General features: G+C 61.9%; 23 protein-coding genes. 6 read left to right on the top strand and 17 right to left on the bottom strand.

From position 1 onward, the window contains the following. Positions 1 to 70: 70 nt before the first annotated feature. On the top strand, positions 71 to 580 hold the full coding sequence (locus tag ACTJKM_RS32750) for an Hsp20/alpha crystallin family protein (protein ID WP_440661654.1): 510 nt from the start codon (positions 71 to 73) through the stop codon (positions 578 to 580). Between the two features lie 246 nt (positions 581 to 826). Here ACTJKM_RS32750 and ACTJKM_RS32745 read toward each other — a convergent pair whose 3' ends face one another. Beyond that, on the bottom strand, positions 827 to 2725 hold the full coding sequence (locus ACTJKM_RS32745) for an adenylate/guanylate cyclase domain-containing protein (protein ID WP_058328620.1): 1899 nt from the start codon (positions 2723 to 2725) through the stop codon (positions 827 to 829). 290 nt (positions 2726 to 3015) lie between these two features. Further along, positions 3016 to 4341, bottom strand: coding sequence for an NAD(P)/FAD-dependent oxidoreductase (locus tag ACTJKM_RS32740; protein WP_058328621.1), 1326 nt, complete (start codon positions 4339 to 4341; stop codon positions 3016 to 3018). A gap of 233 nt (positions 4342 to 4574) precedes the next feature. Between ACTJKM_RS32740 and ACTJKM_RS32735 the strand changes: the two genes are divergently transcribed. Then, positions 4575 to 5051 (top strand): Lrp/AsnC family transcriptional regulator, encoded by a 477-nt coding sequence (locus tag ACTJKM_RS32735; protein ID WP_057249969.1) that lies wholly within the window; start codon positions 4575 to 4577, stop codon positions 5049 to 5051. Positions 5052 to 5207: 156 nt separating this feature from the next. Here ACTJKM_RS32735 and ACTJKM_RS32730 read toward each other — a convergent pair whose 3' ends face one another. The 7 genes from ACTJKM_RS32730 to ACTJKM_RS32700 all read right to left on the bottom strand — a co-directional run bounded on the left by ACTJKM_RS32730 (position 5208) and on the right by ACTJKM_RS32700 (position 13622). Then, positions 5208 to 6863 carry an ABC transporter ATP-binding protein gene (locus tag ACTJKM_RS32730; RefSeq protein ID WP_058328622.1) on the bottom strand — a complete coding sequence of 552 codons (1656 nt, stop codon included), beginning with the start codon at positions 6861 to 6863 and terminating at the stop codon, positions 5208 to 5210. After that, complete coding sequence (locus tag ACTJKM_RS32725) at positions 6863 to 7726, bottom strand: ABC transporter permease (protein ID WP_057249972.1); 864 nt, start codon at positions 7724 to 7726, stop codon at positions 6863 to 6865. The genes ACTJKM_RS32730 and ACTJKM_RS32725 overlap by 1 nt, the downstream gene beginning before the upstream one ends. Beyond that, the gene (locus ACTJKM_RS32720) at positions 7723 to 8673 is read right to left on the bottom strand and encodes an ABC transporter permease (RefSeq protein WP_058328623.1); all 951 of its coding nucleotides are present in this window, start codon (positions 8671 to 8673) and stop codon (positions 7723 to 7725) included. Before ACTJKM_RS32720 ends, ACTJKM_RS32725 begins: the two co-directional genes overlap by 4 nt. A gap of 85 nt (positions 8674 to 8758) precedes the next feature. Further along, positions 8759 to 10369: an ABC transporter substrate-binding protein gene (locus ACTJKM_RS32715; protein WP_113514196.1), complete on the bottom strand. Its 1611-nt coding sequence runs from the start codon at positions 10367 to 10369 to the stop codon at positions 8759 to 8761. 70 nt (positions 10370 to 10439) lie between these two features. Further along, a complete protein-coding gene (locus ACTJKM_RS32710) occupies positions 10440 to 11153 on the bottom strand; it encodes an HAD-IA family hydrolase (RefSeq protein WP_058328660.1) in 714 nt (237 codons plus the stop codon). Between the two features lie 242 nt (positions 11154 to 11395). Then, on the bottom strand, positions 11396 to 12772 hold the full coding sequence (locus tag ACTJKM_RS32705; protein WP_058328625.1) for an aspartate aminotransferase family protein: 1377 nt from the start codon (positions 12770 to 12772) through the stop codon (positions 11396 to 11398). Between the two features lie 13 nt (positions 12773 to 12785). Continuing rightward, positions 12786 to 13622 carry a GNAT family N-acetyltransferase gene (locus ACTJKM_RS32700; protein WP_058328626.1) on the bottom strand — a complete coding sequence of 279 codons (837 nt, stop codon included), beginning with the start codon at positions 13620 to 13622 and terminating at the stop codon, positions 12786 to 12788. A 319-nt stretch (positions 13623 to 13941) separates the two neighbouring features. On the opposite strand from ACTJKM_RS32700, the gene ACTJKM_RS32695 reads away from it, so the two are divergent. Then, positions 13942 to 14610: a haloacid dehalogenase type II gene (locus tag ACTJKM_RS32695; RefSeq protein WP_058328661.1), complete on the top strand. Its 669-nt coding sequence runs from the start codon at positions 13942 to 13944 to the stop codon at positions 14608 to 14610. Between the two features lie 15 nt (positions 14611 to 14625). Further along, the gene (locus ACTJKM_RS32690; RefSeq protein ID WP_113514198.1) at positions 14626 to 15900 is read left to right on the top strand and encodes an NAD(P)/FAD-dependent oxidoreductase; all 1275 of its coding nucleotides are present in this window, start codon (positions 14626 to 14628) and stop codon (positions 15898 to 15900) included. A 346-nt stretch (positions 15901 to 16246) separates the two neighbouring features. Here the strand turns inward: ACTJKM_RS32690 and ACTJKM_RS32685 are convergent, their stop codons facing one another. The 6 genes from ACTJKM_RS32685 to argE form a co-directional block, all read right to left on the bottom strand. Then, positions 16247 to 17701, bottom strand: coding sequence for an NAD-dependent succinate-semialdehyde dehydrogenase (locus tag ACTJKM_RS32685; protein WP_113514200.1), 1455 nt, complete (start codon positions 17699 to 17701; stop codon positions 16247 to 16249). 19 nt (positions 17702 to 17720) lie between these two features. Then, positions 17721 to 18764, bottom strand: coding sequence for a tartrate dehydrogenase (locus ACTJKM_RS32680; protein WP_058328629.1), 1044 nt, complete (start codon positions 18762 to 18764; stop codon positions 17721 to 17723). A gap of 9 nt (positions 18765 to 18773) precedes the next feature. Beyond that, complete coding sequence (locus tag ACTJKM_RS32675; protein WP_058328630.1) at positions 18774 to 20237, bottom strand: aldehyde dehydrogenase family protein; 1464 nt, start codon at positions 20235 to 20237, stop codon at positions 18774 to 18776. A 349-nt stretch (positions 20238 to 20586) separates the two neighbouring features. Next, entirely contained in the window at positions 20587 to 20940 is a 354-nt protein-coding gene (locus ACTJKM_RS32670; protein WP_058328631.1) for a cupin domain-containing protein, read from the bottom strand. Between the two features lie 26 nt (positions 20941 to 20966). Then, positions 20967 to 21890, bottom strand: a complete 924-nt coding sequence (locus tag ACTJKM_RS32665; protein ID WP_058328632.1) for a 2-hydroxyacid dehydrogenase — start codon at positions 21888 to 21890, stop codon at positions 20967 to 20969. A 22-nt stretch (positions 21891 to 21912) separates the two neighbouring features. Continuing rightward, entirely contained in the window at positions 21913 to 23037 is a 1125-nt protein-coding gene (gene argE, locus ACTJKM_RS32660) for an acetylornithine deacetylase (RefSeq protein ID WP_058328633.1), read from the bottom strand. Between the two features lie 244 nt (positions 23038 to 23281). Here argE and ACTJKM_RS32655 point away from each other — a divergent pair, with 244 nt between their 5' ends. Beyond that, positions 23282 to 24175: a GNAT family N-acetyltransferase gene (locus ACTJKM_RS32655; protein ID WP_058328662.1), complete on the top strand. Its 894-nt coding sequence runs from the start codon at positions 23282 to 23284 to the stop codon at positions 24173 to 24175. 165 nt (positions 24176 to 24340) lie between these two features. Next, the gene (locus ACTJKM_RS32650; protein WP_348627363.1) at positions 24341 to 25018 is read left to right on the top strand and encodes a dioxygenase family protein; all 678 of its coding nucleotides are present in this window, start codon (positions 24341 to 24343) and stop codon (positions 25016 to 25018) included. Between the two features lie 83 nt (positions 25019 to 25101). Here the strand turns inward: ACTJKM_RS32650 and ACTJKM_RS32645 are convergent, their stop codons facing one another. Next, entirely contained in the window at positions 25102 to 25512 is a 411-nt protein-coding gene (locus ACTJKM_RS32645) for a hypothetical protein (protein ID WP_058328635.1), read from the bottom strand. Between the two features lie 222 nt (positions 25513 to 25734). Further along, positions 25735 to 26820 (bottom strand): YihY/virulence factor BrkB family protein, encoded by a 1086-nt coding sequence (locus ACTJKM_RS32640; RefSeq protein WP_058328636.1) that lies wholly within the window; start codon positions 26818 to 26820, stop codon positions 25735 to 25737. Positions 26821 to 26974 lie beyond the last annotated feature (154 nt).

The following is a 26974-nucleotide window of genomic DNA, read 5'->3' as shown; positions in this document are numbered from 1 at the left end:
GTTGCCGAAACGCTGAAGGAAAGAAGTTGCGCCTAAAAGGAGGCAAAGAAATCGAAGAAAGGATGAAGTCATGAATGTGCGTGACCTGATCCCGTGGAGCCGTGGCAGCAGCCAGCTCCCGAGCAGCTATCGCGGTGATGAGATGGATCCATTTCTGTCGCTGCATCGCAATGTCAATCGTCTGTTCGACGAAGTCTTCCGCGGCTTCGCCCCGCCATCGTCGTTCGGTGGGCCATCGCCCTTCCGTGATTCGTGGCCGCACGTGGAGATTGAGGAGAATGACAACGAGATCCGTGTGCTGGCGGAGGTTCCGGGCATCGATCCAGACGACATCGAAGTGCTGTTGGACGACGGCATGCTGACACTTCGCGGCGAAAGCAAATCAGAAACCGAGGACAAGGATCGCCGGTTCAGCGAACGCTACTACGGGCGCTTCGAACGGCGACTGTCCCTCGGCGGCCAGGTCGAGGAGGGCAGGGTCGCCGCAAACTTCAAGAACGGTCTGCTCACCGTGACACTACCGAAGACAGAAAAGGCGCGAGCCAACGTCAAGCGGATCACCATCGACAGCACCAGATAATCTCGACCGCTATAAAGCCAGCCGGGTGCGGACGTGCCCGGCTGGTTATTCGCGGGGCCGATGACGTCGATGGTGGAACCCGTTGCAGGAGGTAGACGATCCGGGGTGTTGACCGGAAGTTCTTGGAGCAAGTCAGCACCCAGCCAGCCAGAGGTCTACTTTGCGCCACATCTGGGGCCTTCGCGGTCAGTGAAACGGAGGTTGCGTTTCGGCCCGTTCGAGATGTTTGTCATCCGCGGCCGCCATTCAACGCGATTGCGGCGAAGCACACTCCGGCAGACGCAGCGGCTTTTTTATCTCCGCGAGCTCTTCCGCCTTGGCGCAATCAGGAAAGCCGACCAGCCGCATGGTTTCGATCAACCGCTGGCGCTCCGCTTCGTTGAATACGGGAATGTTGACAAATCCCTCGACGGTCAGATTGGGAAACCGCCTGAGTGCGTCCGTTACTGAGACCTTCGCCTCTTCAGTTCGGCCAAGAGCCGCAAGCGCGCCAGAACGCATCACCCAGTGCTTCTTTCCATAGTTTTCAGGCGTCAAGCGGTCCAGCATCCGCAGGGCATCCTCATATCGGCCAGCCATGAAGTAGGCATGAGTGAAAATCCTGGCACTCCACATCGGGAAACCGGGATTGAGACTGACCGCCTTGTCGACTAGTTGCGCGGTGCGCTCAGGCTTGCCGAAGGTCGAGGCCCAATCGATATAGAAAGTCAGAACTTCAAACTGACCGGGCGCGAGGCGCAGTGCGGTATCGAACTCTGCCTTGGCGCGTTCGAATTCGCCTCTGTCACCTAAAATCATGGCGTAAACTGCATGCGCCTCGGCATCGCTCGGGTCGAGTTGGACGGCGCGCTCGGCAGCCTCGGCAGAGAGAGTCCGGTTCTTCTCGGGTTCAACCCCAAAACCGATCAAGACACCATGGGAATGGCTAAGTTCGACCCAGGCGCGGGCAAGGCCGGGGTCCAGTTCGACCGCGCGGGTGAGTAGCCTGACGGCCTCCTCGGCATCCGCCTGATTAACTTGCTCGAGCTTTTCGGTGCCGAGCAGATAAAGTTCGTAGGCATTGAGATTTTCGGGCGGCTTTCGGTGGGCGGTGATGCGGCCCGCCTCCTGGACCAAACCTGCGCCGCCGCCGAGGCGGTTCGCAATCTGCGCGGAAATTTCGATCTGGATTGCGAACAAGTCCTCGTCCGGCCGGTCCCAGCGCTGCGACCAAAGATGTTTGCCCGTTTTGGCGTCGATGAGCTGCGCCGTAATTCTTACGCGGTCAGTCTGACGCTGAATGGAGCCCTCGACCACAAATCCTGCGCCAAGCGCCTTACCCACTTCACTCGGCCCGGCTGGCTTGTCTCGGTATTGTTCAGTCGAGTTACGAGCGATTACCTGAAATTCAGGGAACCCCGCCAGATCGGTGATTATGTCCTCGGTGAGGCCATCGGCGAGGCGTTCGGTCGCCTCGTCGCCGCCGTAGTCGTCGAACGGCAGCACCGCTACCGACGGTTTGCCGCTTCCTGTCGCGGTTGGCCAGAATTGCCAGATCGTCCCCGCCAAAACCAGAATAAGGACTGGCACGGCTGCTGCTGCCCAAACCCAGCGCGGAGGCGATGACCGCGCTGGTTGGCGTGGGGCTTGTCCCTCAAGGATGACCCGGAAAGCCTGCACCGGTTCGGCCATATTCTTCACCCTCTGCTCGCCCATCGGCTCGAGGCCGAAAGCCAGCTTCTTCTCAACCTCTCTGACGACCTTTCCCGAGACACAGATGCCGCCCGGTTCAGCCAGTTGCTGCAGCCTGGCCGCGACATTGACGTCCTTGCCATACCGGTCCTCGCCCTCGACAATCACCTCGCCGAGATTGATCCCAATCCTGACGTGGATCCACTGGTCCTCGGGAACGGCGGCATTCCGTTCCGCCAGCCCGCGCTGCAGCGAGACGGCGCATTCCACGGCGTCCACCACGCTGCCAAATTCGGCGAGCATCCCGTCGCCCATTAGCTTGAAAATCTGGCCGTGATGGCGGGCAATCTCCGGTTCAAACAGTTCCTTGCGTCCGGCCCGAAGGCGCTCGAATGTGCCAGCCTCGTCGCGTTCCATCAGCGCGGAATAGCCCACGACATCAGCGGCGAGGATGGCGGAAAGCTTGCGGTCCATTGGTTCGGCCTAAACCCACAGGATTATAGGACGGGTCGCCCTCAAATGAAACGATAGACCTCAACAGCTTCAGGGGAACCCGCGTTTCATGCAACACTGCTACTCAACGCCGCAAGGCAGTCTCCCGGTGCAGCATGCCCATGTGAACCCAATTGTGGATCGCATAATGTATCGAAGGGAACCACTGGCCGTGGTCTCTGGAGCGCACTCGAGAAATCGAGCTGCTCTAGATGACCGCCAGGCGAAAGTCATCCATGATCGCAGGCCACAGCACCTCGGGCCCCGCCTCCCTAGAAATCGGCGACCTTACCCCAGGCAGATTTTCGGAAGCGGTCCGGATGGTACGCGCTTGGGTCGACGATTGGCTCGTCACCAGTGACGATGTCGGCGATCAGGTGACCGGCGCCAGGACCAATGCCGAAGCCGTGCCCGCTGAAGCCGGCGGCGAGGATGAACCCCGGTATGGCGGCGATTTCGCCGATGCCAGGCACACCGTCCGGCGTGCTGTCGATATAACCCGCCCATGCGGCGGTGATGCTGGTGTTCTTAAGGTCGGGCAGGAGGTCGAGCGCGCGCGAATGGGTGAGGCGAATAGTGTCTTTATCGAATGCAGGATCAAGGATGCGCATGCGCTCCATTGGCGTCGGGGCATCGAGGCGCCAGCGAGTCAGGCTCTCATGACCGGAACGGAAGCCTTCAATGCCGCCGGGTGCAAGGCTGCGCCAGCGCCGGGCGAACATCGGCAGAAACTGCGGCGCGAAACGCAGTTGCTGCGGCGTCGGATCGACACGGCCGCGGCCACTGATGGCGAGCGTGTAGCCGCCGTCCCCGCGGCGCGTCACCGAAACGGCGGCCGTATGCAGCGCATCTGGAAGGCGGATGGCGCCTGGCGAGACGGCCAGGATTGATGATCGGATTGCGGCTTGGGGAAAGCGGATGCCGAGCTGTCGGCAGAAGGAGGAGGCCCAGGCGCCGCCGGCAAGGATCGCCGTCTTCGTGCGGATGGTGCCATGCTCGGTAACGACACCAGAAAGGCGACCGCCTTCTGTCTCTATGCCGCGGGCGGCGCAGGACTGATGCACGGTGCCGCCGAGCTTGAGGATCGCACGTGCGACCGCGGGTGCTGCACTTGCCGGATCGGCGGTGCCGTCGGTCGGCGAAAAGACGCCCCCCTGCCACGGCTTTCCGGTGGCGCGGCCGCGTTCGGTCGCCTCGGCCCTGTCGAGCATATGCGTCGTGACGCCGAGCGTACGGGCAAAGTCGCGCCAGCGGGCCCAGCCGGCCAGTTCCTCTTCGTTGTTGCTGAGGTAGAACAACCCGCAGCGTCGGAAGCCGGTATCCTCGCCGCTCTCGGCGGCGAAACGCTCCCAAAGATCGAGGCTCTTCGTCGCCATCGGCAATTCGCGGGCGTCCCGATTCTGCTGGCGGCACCAGCCCCAGTTGCGGCTCGACTGCTCCGCGCCGATCCGGCCCTTCTCGACGACGGCTACCTTTAATCCGCGGCGGGCAAGATAGTAGGCAGCAAACACACCGACAATGCCGCCGCCGATTACCACGGCATCGGCGTCTTCGGGCAACTGCGGCGTTGTGTCGATGAGTTTCAGCGGTGCGGGCATGGCGTGACCTCGATTACCAGCACAGTCTAATGGCTATTGCGCAATGGCGTTGCCGGACTGCGGCCGGCGCGCAGCAGAAGATTCCGTATTGCGGGGGGAATGCCGCCCTTTCTGCTTTGGCCTATTGTGCCAAACGAAATCGACACGTCTGTCCAGTGTGTTAAGGTCCTAGCTGGGAACGTCGCAGCACAATCTGCTGTCCCGTTGGCCACATAGCAAGGGGAAGGCGCGCCATGAAACTCGACCGGATCGACATCAAGATTCTGTACGAACTGCAGAAGAATGGCCGCATCACCAATGTGGAACTCGCCGAGTTGGTTAACCTGTCGCCGAGCCCCTGTCTGATGCGGGTCAAGAAGCTGCAGTCGGAGGGTTACATTGAGGGCTATTCGGCGCAGATCAACGTCAGCAAGCTCGGGCAGACCCTGACGGTATTCACCGAAATCACGCTGAAGAACCATCGGCAGATCGACTTTGCCCGGTTCCTGGCGGCGATAGACAAGGTCGACAACGTTATGGAATGCCATCTAGTGTCAGGAGGCTACGACTACCTTCTAAAATTCGTCACGGCCGGGATCGGCGAATACCAGACGATCATGGAGCGCCTCACCGACATGGATGTCGGCATCGACAAGTATTTCAGTTTCGTCGTCTTGAAGTCGCCGATAGTCAAGGTGCACATGCCACTGACCAGCCTGTTTCGGATGTAGGATCTTCGGATCGGTTTGCGCCGGCTTGCGCGGCCGACGCTTGCGATTTCGCCCGCTCCTCTGGAGCCTCACCCGACAAAGCATGATGTCGTCCGCGTCTCCTTCTGTCCGCCTTCGGGCTGAGGCGATGACAGTAGATTGGGATGAGCCGGCGCCTCAGCGCCGGCAATAGGCTCGCACGAGCTCCGGATCCTGTTCGAGCCCATCGAGCCACGTGGGATCGAGCCTCGGCACCGACGAGAAGAGCAGTTGCGAATAGGGGTGTTGCGGTGTCTTGACCTTTGCCGGCGTGATTTCCTCTACCTTTCTGCCGCCATACATCACGACGATCTCGTCGCAGATCGCCTCCACCACGGAGAGGTCATGGCTGATGAAGATGTAGGAAAGACCGAGCTCGCGCTGCAATTCCTTGAGGAGATCGATGACGGCGGCCGCGACCACGGTGTCCAGTGCAGAGGTGATCTCGTCGCACAGAATCAGCTTCGGCTCGGCGGCGAGTGCGCGGGCGAAGTTGACACGCTGCTTCTGGCCGCCCGAGAGCTCCCCCGGGCGGCGATGACGCAGGTTGCGCGGCAGGCGCACCATGTCGAGCAGCTCGTCGATGCGTGCGCTGCGCGCCTTGGCATTCATGCCGTGATAGAAGGCAAGCGGCCGGGCTAAGATTTCCTCGACGGATTTCGCCGGATTAAGCGCCGTATCGGCATATTGGAAGACGATCTGCATTTCGCGCAGTTCATCGCGCGAGCGCGCGCGGGCGCTGCGGCCGAGTTCCTTGCCGTTGAAGACGATCTTGCCGACAGCGGCCGGCAATATGCCGGCGATGGTGCGCGCGAGCGTCGACTTGCCGCAACCGGACTCGCCAATGATACCGAGGTTGCGTCCCTTCTCCACCTTGAGACTGACATGCTCGACGGCGCGCACCAGGGGCAGGCCGTCGGCCTGGGCCTGGCCGTAGCCTGCGACGAGATTTTCGATTTCGAGCAACGGGGCCGGACCACTCTCTGCCGCGCCCGCAGCGCCACGGGATTTCGGCTCGAAGGCGGCGAGCAGCTCCCGCGTGTAGGGGTGCTTCGCGCCGTCGAGGATCTCTTTGGTGGTGCCGATCTCCTTGGTTTCTCCGCCCTTCAAGACGACGATGCGGTCGGCGATCTGGGCGACCACGGCGAGGTCGTGCGAGACGTAAACGCCGGCGATGCCGCCTTTCTTCATGACCGACTTGAAGGCGCGCAGCACTTCGATCTGCGTCGTCACGTCGAGCGCCGTCGTCGGCTCGTCGAAGATGACGAGCTTCGGGTCGCCGATCAGCGCCATGGCCGCAGAAAGCCGCTGCAACTGGCCGCCGGAGACCTGGTGCGGATAGCGGCTGCCAATCGTTTCTGGCTCAGGTAACGACAACGCCCTGAAAAGCTCGACGGCGCGGAGGCGCGCCTCGTCGGGCGACATAAGCCCATGAATTCGGGTGACCTCGATTACCTGGTCCATGATCGTGGCGGCCGGGTTGAATGCGGCGGCGGCTGATTGCGGAACATAGGTGACCTCGGTGCCGCGCACCCTCGCGCGCTGCTTTTCGCTCAGCGTCACCATGTCCTTTCCGGCGACGGAGACGCTGCCGCCGGAGATGCGACAGCCGGGGCGGGCATGGCCCATCAGCGTGAGCGCGATCGTCGTCTTGCCGGAGCCGCTTTCGCCGATCAGCGCCACGATCTCGCCCTCGCCAATGTCGAAGCTGATGCCGTTGATGATCTCGACGCGTCGGCCGGAATCGGTGGTGGCTTCGACCTTCAGGTCACGGATTTCTACGAGATTAACCATCATTCGCTCCGATCGCGGATCTTCTTTGGCAGGTTGTCGATCAGCAGGTTGACGCTGATGGTGAGGCTGGCGATCGCAAAGGAGGGAGCCATCACCGCCGGTGCGCCAAAGGGCAGGCCGCCGATGTTCTCGCGCACGAGAGCCCCCCAGTCAGCATAGGGCGGCTGGACGCCAAGGCCGAGGAAGGAGAGGCCGGAGAGCAGGAGAACGATGAAGACGAAGCGGATGCCGAGGTCGGCAAGTACCGGTCCGACGATGTTCGGCAGGATTTCCGAGCGGATCAGATAAAGGGTACTTTCGCCTCGGATGCGGGCGACGGTGATGAAATCCATCGCGTTGATGTTGACGGCAAGCGCGCGGGCGAAACGGTACGCGCCGGGGATATAGATCACCGACAGCGTGAGGATCAGCACGGGGATGGAGGAGCCGACGGCAGCGACGATCACAAGGCCGAACAGCTTGCTCGGGATCGAGCTGAGGGCGTCGAGGAAGCGGCTCAGGACCGTGTCGAGCCAGCCGCCGGCGACCGCTGCGATCATGCCGAGCATCACGCCGCTGAAGCAAGCGATCGTAACTGCCGCAAGCGAGATGCCGACCGTGTAGCGGGCGCCCATCAGGATTCGCGAGAGCATGTCGCGGCCCAGATAATCGGAGCCGAGCCAGAAGTCGCGGCTCATCGGGCCGAAGTAATCGAGGTCGACAATCTCGCCGACAGGGTAGGGGATGATCAGCGGCGCGAAGATCGCGATCAACACCCATAAAAGGATGACCGAGAGACCGACCATGCCGATGATGTTGAAGCGATAGCCGAGCCGGGTTCCGGAAATCCGGTCAGACTTGGTCTCAGAACTGGTCATTGTCATCGGAGCCTCGGATTGGAAAGGATGGCTATGATATCGGCGGCCGTGATCAGGAGCAGGTAGCCGAGGCAAAAGATCATCGCGCAACTCTGGATCAGCGGCAGGTCGCGAGTGGCGACGGCGTCGACCATCAGCTTGGCAATACCTGGATAGTTGAAGATCGTCTCGACAATGATGACGCCGCCGAGCAGGTATGAGAGCGAAAGCGCGACCGCGTTGACAATCGGGCCTAGAGCGTTCGGCAGCGCATGCCGAAACACGATGCGCGGCCGCGAGGCGCCCTTGAGCAACGCCATCTCCACATAGGGCGTGTTGAGCGTCTCGATCACCGCTGCCCGGGTCATGCGGATCATTTGCGCCGAGATGACGAAGGTAAGGGTGATCACCGGCATGGCATAGATGCGCAGGAGGTCCGTCAGCGAGGTGACTTCGTTCGCGAAGGAGAGCGCCGGTAGCCATTTCAGGTAGACGGCGAAGATTAACACCGCGGAGGTCGCTATCATGAATTCCGGCACTGAGATGACGCCGATCGTCAAAACGGTGACGGCGCGGTCGTACAGCGAGCCACGTAGCATCGCCGCGGTGATGCCGAGCGTCAGCGCGATCGGCACGGAAAAGAGCGCGGTGACGCCCGCGAGCTGCAGGGTGTTGATGAAACGCCCCGCAATCAGATCCGCTACCGGCATCTCATTGGCATAGGAGGTGCCGAGGTCGCCCTGCAGCAAACCAACGATCCAGCGCAGGAAACGGAAGATCGCCGGGTCGTCGAGATGCATGGCCTTGCGCAGACCTTCGACTGCCTCCGGCGTGGCGGCCTGGCCAAGCAGGATCGTCGCTGTGTCTCCCGGCAGGAGCGTCGTCGCGAAGAACACGGCGAAGGAGACGATCACCAGCGTGATCAAGGCGATGAGCAATCTGCTCAGCACGAGTGATAGGACACGGTTGTTCACGCGCGTTCCCTTTCGGCATTCGAGATTTCAAACCAAAAGAGTCGGAGCTGCATCCGCGCGGCTGCAGCCCCGACCGTTCGCCTCATCAGGCTTCGAGCCAGACATATTCCGCGAAAGCATAACCCATCTGGCCGCCAAGCGGGTTGGCTTCCAAGCCCTTGAGCTTGGCGGTGATCGCGTCGACGTTGGAGATATAGGCTGGAATGATGGTGCCGGCTTCGCTGGCGACCATCACCTGCATCTCGTTGTAGATCGCCTTGCGCTTCTCCTGGTCGAGCGAGCCGCGCGCCTCGATCAGCATCTTATCGAATTTCTCCGACTTGTATTGGCTTTCGTTCCACGGCGCTTCTGTAGTGTAGAGCAGCGAAAACAGGATGTCCGGTGTCGGGCGCGGGTTGATGTTGCCGAAATGGATCGGCGCCTTGAGCCAATAATTGTCCCAATAGCCGTCGGCCGGGACGCGCTGAACGTCGAGCTTCAGTCCGATCTCGGCAGCGGAAGCCTGGATGATCATTGCCATATCGATCGACGAGTTCGCTGCCTCGGATGCGATCACGGGGATCGACTGACCGAGAACGCCGGCCTTCTCGAAATGGAATTTCGCCTTTTCCGGATCGAATGCCCGCGGCTTCAGGTCGGCATTGTGGTAGAAGTTTGCCGGGGAAACCGGCTGGTCGTTGCCGACTTCTCCGAGGCCCCGGAGCGCCGACTTGACGATCTGCTCGCGGTTGACGAGATACTTCATTCCCTCGACGAAGTCCCGTTTGCTGCCGGGCTCCAAGTCCATGCGTATGTTGAGATTGGTGTAGTTGCCCGAGGTGGTTTTCGAGAGCACGAAGCCGTCGCCTTGGGCTTCGACCAGGCGCATCGAGCGCGGATTGATTGTAGCGGCGAGATGGATGTCGCCCGAGAGCAGTGCGTTGACGCGGGAGCTATCGTCGCTGATCGCGAAGTACTCGAAGGATTCGACGTTCGGGCCGGACTTCCAATAGTTCTTGTTCTTGATGCCGACCGAGCGCACACCGGGCTCGAAGACTTCTCTCACGAATGCGCCGGTGCCGTTGCCCTTGGAAAAATCCGTCGTGCCATCGGCGACGATCATGAAGTGGTGCATCGACAGGATGGTCGGCAGGTCTGCGTTCGGATTTGCGAGCGTGACTTCGACCGTCTGCTTGTCCACGGCCTTGAAGCCTGTCATCTGCGCGGCGATCTTCGCGACCTTCGAACCGACGGATGGATCGAGATGGCGTTTCAACGAGAAGACCACGTCGTCGGCGGTCAACGGCTTGCCGTCGTGGAAGGTGACGCCGCTCCTCAGTTTGACCGTCCAGGTCTTCGCATCCTTGGACTCGATCGCCTCGGCGAGCTCCATCTGCGGGGTGCCGCTCTTATCGAGGAAGGTGAGACGGTTGTAGAAGGAGCAGCAGCGGACATAGTCGGTGGAGAGCGATGCCTTGGCCGGGTCGAGCGTGTCGGCGGTCGAGGACGACCAGCCGGCGGCCTTGAGCGCCCCGCCGGAGACCGGCGTTGCGGCAACCGCGTTGGAGGCGCGGCCGAGCACTAGACTGCTGGCGGAGAGGGCAACGCCACCGGCGAGCATCATCTGCAGCAGTTCACGGCGCGTTGCTCCGCGGCGGATGGCGTTTTCTACCATGGTGTCGTCGGATCTGGTCCAATTGGTGATCTTGTCGTTCATGTCATTCCCCTTTTCGTCTGTTGGCGGGCTGCCCGTCTTCCGTGGGCTTAGACCCAATCCGGTGAACTGGTCAGCTACGTGCGACGGCCACGGCATCGGCAAGGTCGGCCATGGAGGTGAAGTGGTAGTCGGGCTCGGTGAACTCGGCCGGCTCTATGGTGCCGCCGTAACCTTTCTGCGCGTGGCGCCGCTCGATCCAGCAATTGGTCAGCCCAAGCTTCCGCGAAATGCCGATGTCGTGGTACTGGCTCTGGGCGACGTGCAGGACGTCGTCCTTCGAATTGCCTTCCGAGCCGATGAAGTCGAAAACCCTCTGAAAGAAGGCGGGGTCAGGTTTTTCGGTACTGGTATCGTCTGCGGTGAAGGCGGCGTAGAAGGGATCACCCAGTTCTTTGGCGAAGAAATCGAAGGCCCAGCGGCGCGCATTGGTCATAGCGACAAGCCGGTAATTCTTCGCAAGGCGCGCCAGCGCTTCCGTGCTGTCTTCGAACGCCCTCCAGTTCCCGGCGGAGTCCCTGAGACGCTCGCCATATTTCCGCTCAGTCGGAAGGCCGAGCTTCGGCGCGATTTCAAGATAGACACGCACCAGATCGTCCGGGAAGAGGTCGGCGTCCTTGGAGTAGCGCGCCGCGCGGTAGAGGCTCAGCGCCTCCTCGCCATCGATGGCGACACTGGCCTCGGCGGCGATGCCGGCGAGGCAATCCTTGAGGCCGCCCTCGAAGTCGATCAGCGTGCCGACGACGTCGAAGGTCATGTATTTGAATTCGGGCAGGCTCTTGTGCACATCGATTCCCCAGTTTTTTCGCGTCCCAGGTCGGAACGCCGACTTCATGAAGAAGAATATTCTGTTCCCGTCGGCGGGATGTTTTCCCCGCTCTTGCTGGAAAGGCCGCATATGTTGGGATCCGGCCCCTTCCTTGATTTGAGTTTGGCAGGTGTGCCGCGCCGGAGTCTCCGAAAGGGCGCCGTGGCGCGGCACAAAATTTCGAATATGGCGGTTCCGCGATATATCGCGTCAGTCGTCCATCAGGCCCTCAAAGCCTGGCGAACATCCGGGTCTTCCAAGGTCTCGTCCAATGTTTGGCGGGTGCGCTCGACAATCGCGTCGATCTCCGCCGCAGTGCAGCAGAGCGGCGGCGCATAGCCGAGCACGCCATTGGCGAAGGCGCGGATGACGAGGCCGTTTTCCCAGGCCCGGTCGAAGATGCGGCGCGCCGGTTCCGCGGTCGCCGGCAAAGGGGTCTTCCTTGACTTGTCGACGACGAGCTCGACGGCGGCAAGCATGCCGCGACCGCGCACGTCACCGACAAGGGGATGGTCCCTCAGGCTTTTGAGACCTTCCATCAGCCGTGCACCGGCCGTGACGCCGTTTTCCAAAAGGCCGTTCTCGTAGAGCCTCAGCACTTCGAGGCCGACAGCGGCGCTGACCGGATGCGCCGAATAGGTGTAACCGTGGCCGACGGCGGAAGCACCGGCGCCGTCGGCAATCGTCTGATAGACGTGATCGGCCATGAACACGGCCCCCATCGGCACATAGCCGGAGGTGAGACCTTTGGCCGTGGTGATGAAGTCCGGCACGATCTCGTCCTCGGTTGAGGCAAAGAGCGGTCCGGTGCGACCGAAGCCAGTGATCACCTCGTCTGCAACGAAGAGGATGCCGAGCTCACGGCAGAGTTCGCGCATCGCCTTCATCCAGCCCTTGGGTGGCACCAGCACGCCGCCCGAACCCTGGATCGGCTCTGCATAGAAGGCGGCAACACGCTCGGGGCCGATTTCCCCGACCTTGCGCCGGAGAGCAGCCAGCGACGCCTCGATGATCGCCTGCGGGTTCTCTCCCACCGGATTGCGGTAGGCATAGTGAGACGGAATTTTGTGTTGCCAGTCGAAGGGAACGCCGAAGCCGGCGTGGAAGGCCGGCAGCGCCGTTAGGCCGGCGCCGACCGTCGATGAGCCGTGATAGCCTTGCTCTACCGAAATGAACCGATCGCGTTGCGGTTCGCCGCGGGCATTCCAATAATAGCGGATGAAGCGGATCGTGCTGTCGACGGCGTCGGAGCCGCCGAGCGTGAAATAGACGTGGTTGAGATCTCCCGGCGCGCGCTCGGCGAGTTCCGAGGCGAGGCGGATCGCGGGCTCGGAGCCAAGCCCAAAATAGGCCGTCGCATAGGGAAGCTCGCGCATCTGCCGGGCGGCCGCTTCGACGATTGATTCGTGGCCATAGCCGGCATTGACGCACCAAAGGCCGGCAAAGCCGTCGATCAGTTGCTTGCCCGAAGCGTCGGTGACCGTCGCGCCTTTTGCCGAGGCGAGTACGCGCACGCCGAGTTTTTCATGGCCGCGATAGGAGGCGACCGGATGGATGAGGTGGGCGCGATCGAGTTCGATGAGGGAATTGCTGTACATGATGATCTCCGGATCAGCCGAGCGCCTGATTGGCGAGGGCGAAGGTGGTAGCGGCCGGGTCGGCGGCGCGGTGGATCGGGGGCTTCATCATGGCGATACCCCCGCCAACATGGGCGAGTCCTTGCTCGGCAAGCCAGAGAGAAAGGCCGGTATCGGCAGTGGTATCGAGCCTGATGAACCGGCCGGTTCGCGTGGACATGAAGTGGGCCACGAGCGCCTTGGCGTCTTCGAGATCTTCGGCGACGACGGGCCCGATGGCCTCGCCGCGGCCAAAGGGGCGGATGGCGCCGAACCCGCAAACGCGCCCGTCCCGGCGGATCACCGCGAAGTTGCCGACCTTCCCGAGATAGGCAATCATCCCTTCACGGTCGGCGCCGAAGGCGAGGCGGTCGAGCGCGACGATCGCTTCGATGTCGGCCGCGGTCGCCTGTTCCGTTTGCCCAGGCTCGGCGATTGCTCCGACGATGCCCTGATGCTGCAACACGCGACCCGTCTCGCGGAAGCCGAGCCTTTCGTATAGCGGCAGGCCCTCAGTCGTTGCCACGAGTCTGAGCGGACGATCGGCCGCTAGCCGCAACGCGGCGTCCATCAGCTTGCGACCGAGGCCGCGGCCGCGCATCGCCTCGTCGACGATGACCATGTTGATCGTCGCACAGCCCGACCTGTAAGGGGTGACGAGCACAGTGCCGACGACCCGGTCGCCCTCTATCGCGACGACGCCTTCGCTCAGGGTCAGCGCCATCTGCCAATCTTCAAAGCGATGTGGCCAGCCGGCCTGCCGGGAGAGCTTGACGGCGGCTTCAAGATGCTCAGGCCCGAAGGCGGCAATACCGATCTGACTTGTCTGCATGGCATTTCCTTCATTTTCTGCCCGCAAGTCTGAAGGAGTGCCGGCCGGCAGATCGTCTGAAGGCTTGGGCTCGCGCGGTATCTTATAGCTTTGCACCTACCGGTCGCCGCATCTTATGCTGGCAGGGAAGAGCGCTGGGAGGGCGCCGGGGCGGAAGACGCCGCTGACCACCAGCAGGCCACACAACCTTCTGCCAAAGCCGGCGCTCGATACGATAGATTCTGCTTCGAACGCCGCCAAATCAGGCGAGGCGATGGGAGGCGCAGCGCCTATGATCCTTACAGAATACCTGGTCCCGTCTTCTTTCAAGGATACGCACATGACGACCTTCCGTCCGAAATACATCACCTTCGACTGCTACGGCACGCTGACGAACTTCCAGATGGCAGAAGCCGCGCGCGACCTTTACAGCGAACAACTCGACGAACCGCGCATGGCGGAATTCATCAAGAATTTCGCGGCCTATCGCCTGGACGAAATCCTGGGCGCCTGGAAGCCCTATGCCGAGGTGGTGCACAATTCGCTGGAACGGACCTGCAAGCGCAACGGCATTAAATTCCGCGAGGAAGCTGCGAAGATGGTCTACGAGCGCGTGCCGACGTGGGGGCCGCATGCGGACGTGCCGGCGGGGCTTGCCAAGGTCGCCAAGGAGATCCCACTGGTGATCCTGTCGAATGCCATGAATTCGCAGATCATGTCGAATGTCGAAAAGCTTGGTGCACCCTTCCATGCGGTCTACACCGCCGAGCAGGCGCAGTCCTACAAACCGCGCTTTAAGGGCTTCGAATACATGCTCGATATGCTCGGCTGTGGTCCGCAGGACATTCTTCACTGCTCGTCCTCGTTCCGCTACGACCTGATGTCGGCGCACGACCTCGGCATCAAGAACAAAGTCTGGGTCAATCGCGGTCACGAGCCGGCCAATCCCTACTACGGCTATGTCGAGATCGCCGACATCTCCGGCCTGCCGGGCGTCGTCGGTCTTTAGAAAAGGCGGTGCGCCATGAAGTTCCTGTCCTACTGGCATGATACGACCCCGGCCTTTGCCGGAGCTGCGCAAGGCCCGGTCGATGGCCATTACGACGTCGCCGTGATAGGCGGCGGCTTCACCGGCCTCAGTGCGGCCCGGCAGCTCGCCAGGGCCGGGGCGAAGGTCGTCGTGCTGGAGGCCGAGAAGGTCGGCTGGGGCGCCTCCGGCCGCAATGGCGGACACTTGAACAACGGGCTCGCCCATAGCTATCTCGCCGCCAAGGCGGAACTCGGCAGGGAGCGGGCGATTGCGCTCTACAAGGCGTTCGACGATTCAGTCGACGCGATCGAGGCACTGATCACCGAAGAAGGTATCGACTGCAACTTCCGCCGCGCCGGCAAAGTGAAGCTTGCCTCGAAGCCCCAGCATTTCGAGGCGATCGCCCGCAACTTCGAGGCGGTCAACGCTGAGGTCGATCCCGATACGGCGCTTCTCAGCGCCGAGGATCTGAAGCAGGAGGTCGGCTCGCCCTTCTTCGGGGCAATGCTCTCGAAGAAGAGCGCGATGATGCATATGGGGCGGTATGTCGTCGGCCTCGCCGAAGCGGCCACGCGCCATGGCGCCGTGGTTTTCGAGAGCACGGCGGTCACCGAGCATCGGCAGGCGGGCGGCCGGCATACATTGAAGACCTCCCTCGGCAGCGTCACCGCGGATGCGGTTCTTGTCGCCACTGGCGCCTACACGCCTTCGATCTTCGGTTACTTCCGCCGCCGAATCATCGCCGTCGGCAGCTTCATCATCGCCACCCGATCGCTGACAGTGGCGGAAATCGCGGCGACAATGCCGGGCAACCGCACCTGCGTCACGTCGATGAACATCGGCAATTATTTCAGACTCTCGCCCGACAACCGGCTGATTTTCGGCGGCCGCGCACGTTTCTCGGCAACCTCCGATCAGAATTCGGACGCCAAGAGCGGCGCGATCCTCAAAGCAAGCCTTGCCGAGATCTTCCCGCAGCTTGCCAATGTCGAGATCGACTATTGCTGGGGCGGTCTTGTCGACATGACCAAGGACCGATTCCCCCGCGCCGGCTATCAAGACGGCGTTTGGTACGCCATGGGCTATTCCGGCCACGGGGCGCAGCTTTCGACGCATCTCGGCATGATTATGGCGGACGCGATTCTCGACCGGCCGGATCGCAACCCGCTGAAGGGGCTCGAATGGCCGGCCGTGCCGGGACATTTCGGCAAGCCCTGGTTCCTGCCGCTCGTCGGCATGTACTACAATATGCTGGACAGGATCCAGTAGACAACGCGGTGGTAGGAAGAAGGGCGCGGATCGGACAGATCCGCGCCCTTCTTTGTTTGGATGATCTAGCCTAGCGCGTCGCGTCAACCGCGCAGCGGTTTTGCGAAAGAGCTGAAGCGCCTCTCGCGCTTGAGAGCGGGATGAAGAAACACGGGCGGCTTCCCGCGCGCATCCCGCTCTACACCTGGAACCGATCACGTTTTAGGTTTCGGTTCAATTCGACCCAAAGTCGTCGTGACCAACCTACAGCGCGTCGCGTTCAATCGAATCACGCGACGCGCTGCAGATCCCTTGTTTATGCATGTCGTTGTTCCAAAAGCCGGGGCACACTTTTGGGCAACATGCATTAATCCAGTCCGCCGATGTGGAAGCTCTTCATCTCGAGATATTCCTCGATGCCGACCTGGGCGCCCTCGCGGCCCAGGCCGGATTGCTTGACGCCGCCGAAGGGGGCGACTTCGGTGGAGATGGCGCCGGTGTTGAGACCGACCATGCCGAATTCGAGCGCTTCCGCCGCGCGCCACGAGCGTTTCAGGCTCTCAGTGTAGAAATAGGCAGCCAAGCCGAAGGGCGTGCCGTTGGCGATGGCGATTGCCTCCTGCTCCGTCTCGAAGCGAAAGAGCGGTGCGACGGGACCGAAGGTCTCTTCGCTGGCAAGCAGCATCTCGGTGGTGGCGCCCGTGAGCACGATCGGGGCCTTATATTGCCTCCCCTCCGGCAGCGACCTGCCGCGCGCCACAAGCTTCGCGCCCTTGGCAAGCGCGTCCTCGACATGGCGGTCGATCTTGTCGATCGCCGCGTCATTGATCATCGGTCCGATCGCGATGCCGGGTTCCGTACCGGGGCCGACCTTCATTGCGTTAACGCGTGCGCCGAGCTTTTCTGCAAAGGCGTCATAGACGCCGGACTGCACCAGGATGCGGTTCGCACAGACGCAGGTCTGGCCGCCATTGCGGAACTTGGACACGATCGCGCCCTCGACCGCCAAATCAAGATCGGCGTCGTCGAAGACGATGAAGGGGGCATTGCCGCCGAGTTCGAGTGAGAGGCGCTTGACGCTGTCGGCCGCGCCCCTCATCAACAGAGAGCCGACGCGTGTCGAGCCCGTAAAGGAGATCTTGCGCACGGTTTCGTTCGCCATGAACTCGTTGCCGATTGCGGTCGGCATGCCGGTGACGATGTTGATCACGCCTGCGGGAATGCCGGCGCGCTCTGCCAGAACTCCGAGGGCGAGCGCTGAAAAGGGCGTGAACTCCGAGGGCTTGATCACCACCGTGCAGCCGGCCGCCAAGGCAGGTGCCACTTTGCGGGTAATCATTGCGTTCGGGAAGTTCCACGGCGTCACGATTGCGCAGACGCCGACCGCCTCTTTCAGAACGACGATGCGCCGATCGGCCGTCGGAGAGGGAATGGTGTGGCCGCCGATGCGCCGAGCCTCCTCGGCGAACCATTTGACGAACGAAGCGCCGTATCGGATCTCGACGCGCGCCTCGTCGAGCGGCTTGCCCTGTTCCATCGTCAAGAGCAGAGCCAAGTCCTCGAGGTTTTCGATTACCAGCGCATACCAGCGCTCAAGTAATGCGGCCCGTTCGGCATGCGTCTTCTTCTTCCACGATCCGAAGGCGGCATTGGCGGCTTCGATGGCGGCGCGCGTTTCCTCTTCGCCCATGTCCGGAATGGTGCCGAGGCGCGTCCGGCTAGCGGGGTCGAAAACGTCGACGGTCTTGCCCGAGGCTGCGGCCAGCCAGGCTCCGTCGATGAGGCCCTCTTGCCGGAAAAGTTCTCTATCGTTCAACTTCATGATTTCTCTCCTCTAAAGATCAGTTGAGCTCGGCAAGCACCGCTGCCTTAATCGTTTCGGTTTTGTCTTTGCCCGGCACGGTGCCGATCCCGCGGGCGGTCGTTTCTTCGAGCGCGGTCATGACAATGCGCGCGGCTTCACTTTCTCCGAGGTGGTCCAGCATCATCGCGCCGGACCATATGGCGGCGACGGGGTTGGCGATCCCGAGATGGGCGATGTCGGGTGCGGAGCCGTGTACCGGCTCGAACATCGACGGGGCGCTTCGATCGGGGTTGATGTTGGCGGAAGCCGCAAAGCCGAGCCCGCCCTGAATGGCGGCACCGAGATCAGTCAGGATGTCGCCGAAGAGGTTCGAGGCGACCACGACGTCGAGGCTCTCGGGCGCCATCACCATGCGGGCGGCCATGGCATCGATGTGGTAGCTCGTCACCTCGACATCGGCGTATTCCGCAGCGAGCTCTCGCGTAATCTCGTCCCAGAACACCATGGAGTGTCTCTGGGCGTTGGATTTGGTCACCGAAGCGAGTTTACCGCGGCGTTGGCGGGCCTGCTCAAAGCCGAAGCGCAGGATCCGTTCGACGCCCGTGCGCGTGAAAATCGAGGTCTCGACCGCGACCTCATCGCCCGTTCCCTGATGCACGCGGCCGCCGGCGCCGGAATATTCGCCTTCGGTATTCTCGCGGATGCAGAGGATGTCAAAATTTTCCGCCTTCAACGGACCTTGGACACCCGGCAAAAGCCGGTGCGGGCGGATATTGGCATATTGCACGAAAGCCTTGCGGATCGGCAGCAGCAAGCCGTGCAGTGAGACGGAATCTGGCACTTCCGCGGGCCACCCGACGGCGCCGAGCAGGATTGCATCGAAGCGGCGCAAGATGTCGATGCCGTCCGTCGGCATCATCGCGCCCGTTTCCTTGTAAAAGGCGCAGGACCAGGGAAAGGGCGTGCCGGTCAGCGAGAAGCCGGAATGCCTGGCGACAGTCGAAAGGACCTGCCAGGCGGCATCCGTTACGTCCTGGCCAATGCCGTCGCCGGGAATGAGTGCGATCGAATAGGATTTCATGGAGGGCTCCTACAGACAGATGAGAACGCTCTTGCTCTTGCGGTTGGCCTGGTACGCCTCGCGTCCGAGGTCCTTGCCGACGCCAGAGCGCTTGTAGCCGCCGGTCGGCAGGATGTGGTCGCGCGAGCGGCTATAGCGGTTGACCCAAATCGTGCCGGCCTGCAGCAGTCGCGTCAGCCGTAGCGCGCGAGACAGGTCGCGGGTGAAGAGGCCAGCGGCCAGGCCGTAGGTCGGGTGGTCGGCGAGAGCCAGTGCCTCCTCTTCGTCGGCGAAGGTCTGCATGGTCAGGACCGGACCGAAGATTTCTTCGGTAATCGCTGGCGAGGAACTGTCGCGCACGGCCATCAACGTTGGCTGATAGAAATAGCCCGGCGCATCCATTGGGGCGCCCCCGAACAGGCATTCGCCGCCCGCTCCAACCGCAGCCTCGACGATGCCGTGGATGCGGTTCAACTGGCGCTTCGAGATGATCGGCGAGTACTCGCTCGCCTCATCCCAGGTCGGACCCGGCTTCGCAGCCTTCATGCGCGTGACGATCGCCTCGGCCAGCGGCGCAGCAACGCTTTCCTCCACGATCAGGCGGGAGCCGGCGATGCAGGCTTGGCCAGCGTTAGACATCATGCTCTGGGCGATCGCTGCCGCCGCCTTGGTGAGATCGGCATCGGCGAAGACGAGTTGCGGGCTCTTCCCGCCGAGTTCAAGCGTCATGGGCTTGACCCCGGTGCGGGCGATATTGGCCATGATGGCCGAACCGGCGCCGGTCGAGCCGGTGAAGCTTACCTTGGCGATGTCTGAATGGCCGGTGAGGGCAGTGCCGGTCACCGGACCGTCGCCCAGCACGATATTAATGAGGCCGGCCGGCAGGCCAGCGCGGATTGCAAGCTCGGCAAGGTAGACGGTCGAAAACGGCGTCATTTCGGAGGGCTTCAAGACGACGGCGTTGCCGGCGGCAAGCGCAGGGCCGAGCTTCCAGGCGGCCATCGAAACGGGGAAATTCCACGGTGTGATGGCGCCGACGACGCCATAGGGCTCGGTCATGATCAGGCCGAGATTGTTGTCGTCAGTCGGCACGAGGTCGCTGCCTTCCTTGTCGGCGAATTCCGCAAAAAAGCGGATCTGCTCGGCGCTGACGGCGATATCGCCGGCGATGAGGTGTCCGACCGGGCGGGTCGAGGAAAGCGCCTCGAGCTTGGCGAGGGTTTCCGCCTCCCTTTCGATCAGGTCGGCCCAGCGCTGCAGCACGACTGTGCGCTCGCGCGGACGCACGCCGCCCCAGTTGCTCGTCTTCAGCGCATTCTTGGCGGTTTCGACGGCGCGGTCGACGAGAGTTTCGTCTGCAAGAGGGCAGCCGGCATAGGCCTTGCCGTCGGAGGGACGATGCATGTCGATAACGCCCTCGGCAGGGATCAGCCGGTCGCCGATGAAGTGCCCGACGGGCAGGGGAAGAGTGTCGGGGTCAAAGCTGAGAGTCATAGCGGGTCCTCGGATAAGCTCATGCGAGGCTACCGGAAGAACCCGAGCAGCATGCATCGAGTGGCGATGCGGCGACGGTGGAAAATTACGTTTTCGGTGACGGAACAGCGAAATCTTCGGAGGCTGAGATGGGCCGGTCGGTGACGTATCGGCGATGCGCGGGCAATCCGACAGGGGCACCAGAAAGCGATTGACAGGCTGGAGAAGAGACGACACGCCTGAAAGCCGCGAGCGTGCCGTGGTGGGCGAGGATGCCAGTTGCCAGCAAGTTTTCGCCGAAACCAGTTCGAGCGCGATCCGTGGCCGATAGGCCTGTATCAAGGGCCTCGATCGGACCGCGCGGCGGGCACTACATGACCGTCACGTAGATCTTGCGTACGGTCTCGATCGTCTTCCAGACACCGACAAACCCCGGCTTCATGACAAAGCTGTCACCGGCTTTGTAGACGACCGGCCCGCCACCTTCCGGCGTGAGTTCGACGACACCGGAGAGGATATGGCAGAATTCGAATGTCTCGCCCTTAATCGAGCGCGTCTCTCCGGGGGTTGCCTCCCAGACGCCTGTATGGATCATCTCGCCCCGTGCGACGTCTTGAGCCCAGGTCCTAAAGGAGGGACTGCCGGAGATCAGGCGTTCCGGAAGGGGACCGGACTCGCGCGGCGGGAAAGAGGGATTGGTGTCGATGTTCTTCAAGAGGGACATGATTTTCCTTTCCTAGGATTGAGAGCTTAATAGCCGCGGCCGCGATCGATGAGGCCGCTGGGATCAAGTCCGGCCCGATGACGCTTGATGTTCTCGATCACGGCCTCGGCGGCTGTTTCGGGTTGGGTGACGCTTGCTATGTGCGGCGTCAGCAGGATTTTCGGGTGACTCCAGAAGGGATGACCCGTTAGCAGCGGTTCGGGATCGGTGACGTCGATGACAGCACCAGAGAGATGGCCGCTATCGAGCGCCCCGATCAACGCTTCATGATCGAGCTGCGGCCCGCGGCCGACATGAACAAGTGCCGCGCCGGCCGGGAGCTTGGCGAAGAGGGCGGCATTGAGAAAGCCGCGCGTCTCGTCGGTTAAAGGCAGTAGACAGATGAGGATGTCGGTATAGCCCAACAGACTGTCGAGACCGTCAGTACCGTGCAGGCATCTGACACCCTCGAGTTGGCGCGCGCTGCGGCTCCAGCCGGATAGCGGAAAGCCGAAGGGCTTCAATCGTTCGAGCACCGCGGTGCCGAGCATGCCGAGGCCGAGCACGCCGATGCGGCGTTCCGAAGCCTGGACCGGTGAAATGGCCCGCCAATGTTCGCTGCGCTGCTGGGCCAGATAGGCCGGCAGGTTGCGATGGAGCGCGAGCACGGCAAGTGTCACATATTCCTGCATCATCCGGACGATGCCGTCCTCGATCATGCGCACGACCTTCACATGCGGCGGCACGGCCTCGATGCGGAACTGGTCGACGCCGGCGCCGATCGAGAAAAGGATTTCAAGGTTGCGATAGCGCGAGAGATCTTCGGGAACCGTCCAGGTGATCAGGTAGCGCACCGCATCCGGATCGACCGCCGCCGCATCCGTGGCGAAGGGAACGTCCGCAAGCTCACGCGAAAAAGCTTTGGCGAAAATCGCACCGCGTTTTGCGTCGGAATTGAAGAGGAACGTCATCGCGCGTCTCCTTCTTGATGCCTCAGGCGCGGCAACATTCGCCGAGCCGCTCGATCATCGCCTGGCAGGCCAAGAGCTCGTCGACGAGGATGAATTCGTCGGGCTTGTGGGCGCGGCCGATGTCGCCGGGACCGCAAATGATCGCGTCGATGCCAGCTCGTTGGAAAAGTCCCGCCTCGGTGCCGTAGCTCACGGCCGGGAGAGACTCGAGACCGGTCAGTTCTTCCAGCAGCCGCGCAAGCGGCGCATCGGGGCCGAGCGAAAGTGCCGGATAGGCGCTGAGCTCTTGCCATTCGACGGCGAAGCCACGTTCCCTCAGCTTTTCTGCGGTCCGTCGCACGGGGCTCAGCAGTTCCGCCGGATCGACGCCGGAAATCGCCCGTGCCTCGAATTCGGCCTCGCAGGTGTCTGGGACGATGTTGACCGCCTGGCCGCCCTTCACCGTGCCGATCTGCAGAGAGGAGTACGGCGGCTCGAAAACATGCTCGAAAGGACCACGGGCCAGTCGGTCGGCTTCGGCGACCGCCCGTGCGAAGACGCTCGCAATGGCATGGATGGCATTCAGTCCCATGTCGGGCCTAGAAGAATGGCCCGAACGACCCTTGACCGTGAGTCTGGCGGCGGCCTTGCCCTTGTGGGCACGGATCGCGCGCAAGCTGCTCGGCTCGCCAATGATCGCGCCGAGCGGCGTTGCGCAGAGTTCCGGCAGGCGCGCGATCATATGCGGTGCACCACGGCAACCTGCCTCCTCGTCATAGGAGAAGGCGAAGTGGATGGGCCGGCGCAAGTGCATCTCGGCGAGCTTTGGCGCGACGGCGAGGGCGGCGGCCAAGAAACCCTTCATGTCGGTGGCGCCCCGCCCGTAGAGTCGGCCCGCCTCTTGACGCAGATGGAAGGGATCGCCGGTCCAGCCGCTTTCGGCCGCCGGAACGACGTCCATGTGACCCGAAAGAAGATAGCCCGGCACCTCTTTCGGACCGATCGTGGCGAACAGGTTAGACCGATCGCCCTCCGGGCCGGGAAGCAGGGTGACGGCGATGCCGTGGCTTTGCAGATAGCCGCGGATCCAGGCAACGATGTCAGTATTGGGGGTACTGACGACGGAGGGGAAGCCGACGAGCTTTTCGAGGATATCCACTGCCTGCATACTTGTCCTCACAGCATCCCGGTTCGCTGGGGTCGGCGCCGTCGATCATGACCCGTACTTTAGAAGCCTATCCAGGCTTTACATGCCGAAAGCGCGTCGGATTTGGAGGATTGTTGTGCGACAGGTGGCCTCTCAAGTGAATTGTATCGAGCGCACCGTTCTAGTCTAAGGGATAAAAGTTTTCGCCGCGGGCCAGTTGGAAATCGGGCGAGAGCAAGACGACGGCAGGGACGGGAGGCAAGGAGTGGACGCACCGACATCTGAATCCAAGGTCATCGACAGTTTCGAAATGCGCATAGCCGGCATCGAGAGCGCCGATCTCGGGCAACTGCACGCCCTGTCGGTTTCCGTCGGTTGGCCGCTTCGCGCCGAGGACTTGCAATTCCTGCGCGAGGTCGGCCGCGGCTATGTGGCGCTTGATGAAATCGGCAGGCTTACAGGTTCGGCCATGTGGTTTCCGCACGGTGATGATTTCGCGACCATAGGCATGGTGATTACGTCGCCGCGGCTGCAGACAAACGGCGCTGGGCGTTGGCTCATGGACCACGTGCTTTCGGATTGCCAGGGACGCGATCTGAGGCTCAATGCGACGAGGGCCTCCCGCCGCCTCTACCATTCGCTCGGTTTTGAGCCTATACGGACCATATACCAATGCCAGGGCATTGCCCGCCGGCCGACCGACTCTGTTACGCCAACGGAGCAGCCGGTAGTCCGGCGACTAGAAGGGGAGGACCTCGCCGCGGTCGTTGAGCTGGATGCAGGGGCATTCGGTGTTTCGAGGGCGACGCTGATCGGCAAGCTCTTTGCACAATCCATAGGCTACGGCTTGGTTCGCGGCGGTCGGCTGTGCGCTTTCGCACTTTGCCGTCCTTTCGGCAGGGGGCATGTCATTGGCCCGGTCGTGGCAGAAACTGATGCGGACGCCGTCGCAGTGATCCGGCAACATGTCTCCACCCACGAGGGTCATTTTTTGCGGCTCGACACACCAGTCGAGACCGGCACTTTCGCAACATCCCTCTCGCAATCCGGCCTGACCGTCTTCGACACAGTGCTCGCAATGTCCCGGCGGGGCCAATGCGCAGCGGTCGTAGTACCTGGACCGAACCTATACGGGCTGGCAAGCCACGCGCTGGGCTGACTTGCGGCGCGTCTTCTCCAGACGGCGCGGAAGCAGGCTCCCTCTGATTGAAGATAACGGGGTGGTATCGAACCGTATCCACGTCGACCCGGCGACAGACCTCGGCACGAAGCAACGGACATGGGGATGGTGGTTCATCGCTTGGCCCCAGGTTGCCCTCGACTGATGAAGTTGTCGGTCGCGAATTCTGGTAATATCCGCCCCACTTCTGCCCAATGGAGCCGCAACGATCTTGGCTTCCATGTTTGGAGATACAACGCCATGCCGACCCGGCGACATTTCCTTATCAGCTTCGTCGCCACGCCGATTGTGCTGCCGAGACTAGGCCATGCAGCCGGCACTCCCCTGGAGCTGCCGCTTACGGCCAGTTGCGGTGATGACTACGAGCTGACGCCGGCACAGACCGAAGGCCCGTATTTTACGCCGGAGAGCCCTGAAAAAAAGGACTTCGCGAGCGATGCACCGGGCGGTGAAAGGATGACGCTTGCTGGTTACGTACTAACCAAGGACTGCCAGCCCGTAGCAAAAGCGTTGATCGAGTTATGGCACGCCGATGAGACCGGCACCTATGACAATAGCGGATACAAGCTCCGCGGACATCAATTCACAGATGCAGAAGGCAAATGGTGGTTCGAGACGATCGTGCCAGGGACCTATCCTGGTCGCACCCGGCATTACCACGTGAAAGTCCAAAGGCCTGGCGGGAAGGTGCTGACGACGCAGCTGTATTTTGCCGATGAGCCGGACAATGAGCGTGACCGCATATTCAATGCTGACCTGGTGCTCGACATCAGAACGACGAGCGACGGAAAATTCGGCCGCTACAATTTCATAGTGGCGTAACCAGCGCTTTGCATCCAGCCCTACCGGGGGCTACGCAGTGGCAGAGCGTGTCTGGAGCGTTCGCACGTGGGACTGCAGCTCAGTTATGATCCATTGGCATGGCGTTCGAGAAATGCCATCGCTGAGGATACGAAGAGGTCGGCGCGCTCTACGTTGATTGCGAGTCCGCCTGGCAGATCGACGACCTCGAGACTTGGTAGCAGGCGCAATGCAAGGTCGCGCACCGGCTGGAAGCGACCTCCCAGCCGGCCGTTGATCAGAAACGTTGGAACGCCCGTGTCGCGAAACTGATCCCGGACGGATAGCGCCGGAAGGGAGTGCCGGAGGATGCCGATCACGGCGGGAATGTCGCGTGCGTCCGCCTCGGCGCCGAGGAGGTCGCGAATGGCCGGTCGAAGCGACGGGCCATGGCAGGGATGAAATGTCTCCCGACGCAGCGCTGCTACGCCGTCCGCTGCTAGATGGGTGCAACGTGTATCATCTTCGGCAAGCATTTCGGGGCTCGGCTTTTCAGCGAGCACACGATTGCCGTTTGTCCATATCGGGGTGGCAACGGCATGTGGATGCAGGCAACGTTTTCCGCGGGGCGACGGATGAAGCCTGGGCAAATGTGGGCCACTCGCGTCGTTTTTGCAAACCCACGGCCCGTCCACCGTCCCGAGCCTCAGGACTCGTTCCCGAAGTTCGAAGGACGGAGCCATCCGCAGCGCACGCCATCATCTTGCCGCTTTGCCGATAGTGTCGGCCATATGGGCTCCACGAAGGCCGATGGGAAGCGGCCTGCCGGTAGTCGAGTCCTTTGCGGTTTGATGCTCAAGTTCAGCATTAAGTTCTGCACCCACGATCAGCAGGATCACGGAAAACCAGAGCCATATGAGGAACCCGACAAGGCCTGCCAACGCACCGTAACTGGCAGTGTAGTCAGCGAGATTGTTGAGATACCAGGCATAGATCAGAGACATCACAATCCACGCGGACGTTGCGAAGACCGATCCCCACGTTAACCAGCGGAGTTTCGCCGGCTCGCGACTGGGGCCGACACGATACACCACCGCCGCTCCCGTCAATGCGGCGACGACCACAAGGGACCAGCCCGCCAGGAGGACCACGGTTTCGTTCGTTGGATCAAGGAACGCAACTCGAAGGAATGTGGGTAGCGCGGCGGTGATGACTATCATTATGATGAGAGCAATCATGGCGCAAAGCGTAAAGACGATGGCAATGAGGTTGAGTCTGATAAATCCTCGCTTTTCGACTTCCTGGTACGCAACATTCATTGCGTCGAACAGCGCGAGCGTACCGTTTCGTGCACTCCAAAGGGCAATGGCGAAGCCGATGAAGAAAGCAAGACTCAAGGTCGCGTCACGCATCTGCACGAGTGCGCGAACCTGGGTGGCGAGAATGTCGAAGGCCCCCGGGGGGAGGACGTAAGCGAGCGTTCTCAAGTGCTCCGCAATATCGACGGGATCGGCGAGCAGTCCGTAAAGGGCCACGATCGCACCCAATGCTGGAAACAGCGCAAGAATCAGATAAAACGTGACCCCAGCCGCGACGAACGCGACCCGGTCACCGGACACTTCGTGTACGACACGCCAAAGCACGTCATAAAGTCCCTTTGGAGGGATGTCCTCGGGAACCTCGGCGCTACGGCCGCGGCTTTGGTCTGTATCTTCACTCAAATAGAGAGGGTCGTCCTGCCTGGCGTGCAGAGTTCGCCCGCTTGACCGGTTGAGGCAAAGTGCGATCACCGCGATCGCACAAATGCTGACGGCGATTTGACGATCGGTAGACTTCAGGACCATCGAAAAGTTCCTCTCGCTTTTCCTTTCTAACCCGTGCCACGCGAAGTGGATGCGACGAAAACGTCGTGGCCAGTGCGGTCGGACCCCAAGGGCTCAGCGAGGCCGCGCGAGCGCGGTCCAGAGGTATCCCACGACGCCAGCCACAACGATTGCC

This window comes from Ensifer sp. 22460 (genome assembly GCF_052044935.1).
Taxonomy (GTDB): Bacteria; Pseudomonadota; Alphaproteobacteria; order Rhizobiales; family Rhizobiaceae; genus Ensifer.
Note: the sequence above shows the minus strand (reverse complement) of the source record. Positions and strands in the feature narration are given on the sequence as shown.

Coding starts and splice junctions, on each gene's coding strand:
- ACTJKM_RS32700 (WP_058328626.1), bottom strand. CDS start 13,622: ATGCAGACAAGTCAGATCGGTATTGCCGCCTTCGGGCCTGAGCATCTT.
- ACTJKM_RS32640 (WP_058328636.1), bottom strand. CDS start 26,820: ATGGTCCTGAAGTCTACCGATCGTCAAATCGCCGTCAGCATTTGTGCG.
- ACTJKM_RS32670 (WP_058328631.1), bottom strand. CDS start 20,940: ATGTCCCTCTTGAAGAACATCGACACCAATCCCTCTTTCCCGCCGCGC.
- ACTJKM_RS32685 (WP_113514200.1), bottom strand. CDS start 17,701: ATGAAGTTGAACGATAGAGAACTTTTCCGGCAAGAGGGCCTCATCGAC.
- ACTJKM_RS32645 (WP_058328635.1), bottom strand. CDS start 25,512: ATGCTTGCCGAAGATGATACACGTTGCACCCATCTAGCAGCGGACGGC.
- ACTJKM_RS32715 (WP_113514196.1), bottom strand. CDS start 10,369: ATGAACGACAAGATCACCAATTGGACCAGATCCGACGACACCATGGTA.
- ACTJKM_RS32750 (WP_440661654.1), top strand. CDS start 71: ATGAATGTGCGTGACCTGATCCCGTGGAGCCGTGGCAGCAGCCAGCTC.
- ACTJKM_RS32725 (WP_057249972.1), bottom strand. CDS start 7,726: ATGACAATGACCAGTTCTGAGACCAAGTCTGACCGGATTTCCGGAACC.
- ACTJKM_RS32675 (WP_058328630.1), bottom strand. CDS start 20,237: ATGACTCTCAGCTTTGACCCCGACACTCTTCCCCTGCCCGTCGGGCAC.
- ACTJKM_RS32730 (WP_058328622.1), bottom strand. CDS start 6,863: ATGGTTAATCTCGTAGAAATCCGTGACCTGAAGGTCGAAGCCACCACC.
- ACTJKM_RS32740 (WP_058328621.1), bottom strand. CDS start 4,341: ATGCCCGCACCGCTGAAACTCATCGACACAACGCCGCAGTTGCCCGAA.
- ACTJKM_RS32745 (WP_058328620.1), bottom strand. CDS start 2,725: ATGGACCGCAAGCTTTCCGCCATCCTCGCCGCTGATGTCGTGGGCTAT.
- ACTJKM_RS32680 (WP_058328629.1), bottom strand. CDS start 18,764: ATGAAATCCTATTCGATCGCACTCATTCCCGGCGACGGCATTGGCCAG.
- ACTJKM_RS32690 (WP_113514198.1), top strand. CDS start 14,626: ATGAAGTTCCTGTCCTACTGGCATGATACGACCCCGGCCTTTGCCGGA.
- ACTJKM_RS32665 (WP_058328632.1), bottom strand. CDS start 21,890: ATGACGTTCCTCTTCAATTCCGACGCAAAACGCGGTGCGATTTTCGCC.
- argE (WP_058328633.1), bottom strand. CDS start 23,037: ATGCAGGCAGTGGATATCCTCGAAAAGCTCGTCGGCTTCCCCTCCGTC.
- ACTJKM_RS32650 (WP_348627363.1), top strand. CDS start 24,341: ATGAAGTTGTCGGTCGCGAATTCTGGTAATATCCGCCCCACTTCTGCC.
- ACTJKM_RS32705 (WP_058328625.1), bottom strand. CDS start 12,772: ATGTACAGCAATTCCCTCATCGAACTCGATCGCGCCCACCTCATCCAT.
- ACTJKM_RS32735 (WP_057249969.1), top strand. CDS start 4,575: ATGAAACTCGACCGGATCGACATCAAGATTCTGTACGAACTGCAGAAG.
- ACTJKM_RS32695 (WP_058328661.1), top strand. CDS start 13,942: ATGACGACCTTCCGTCCGAAATACATCACCTTCGACTGCTACGGCACG.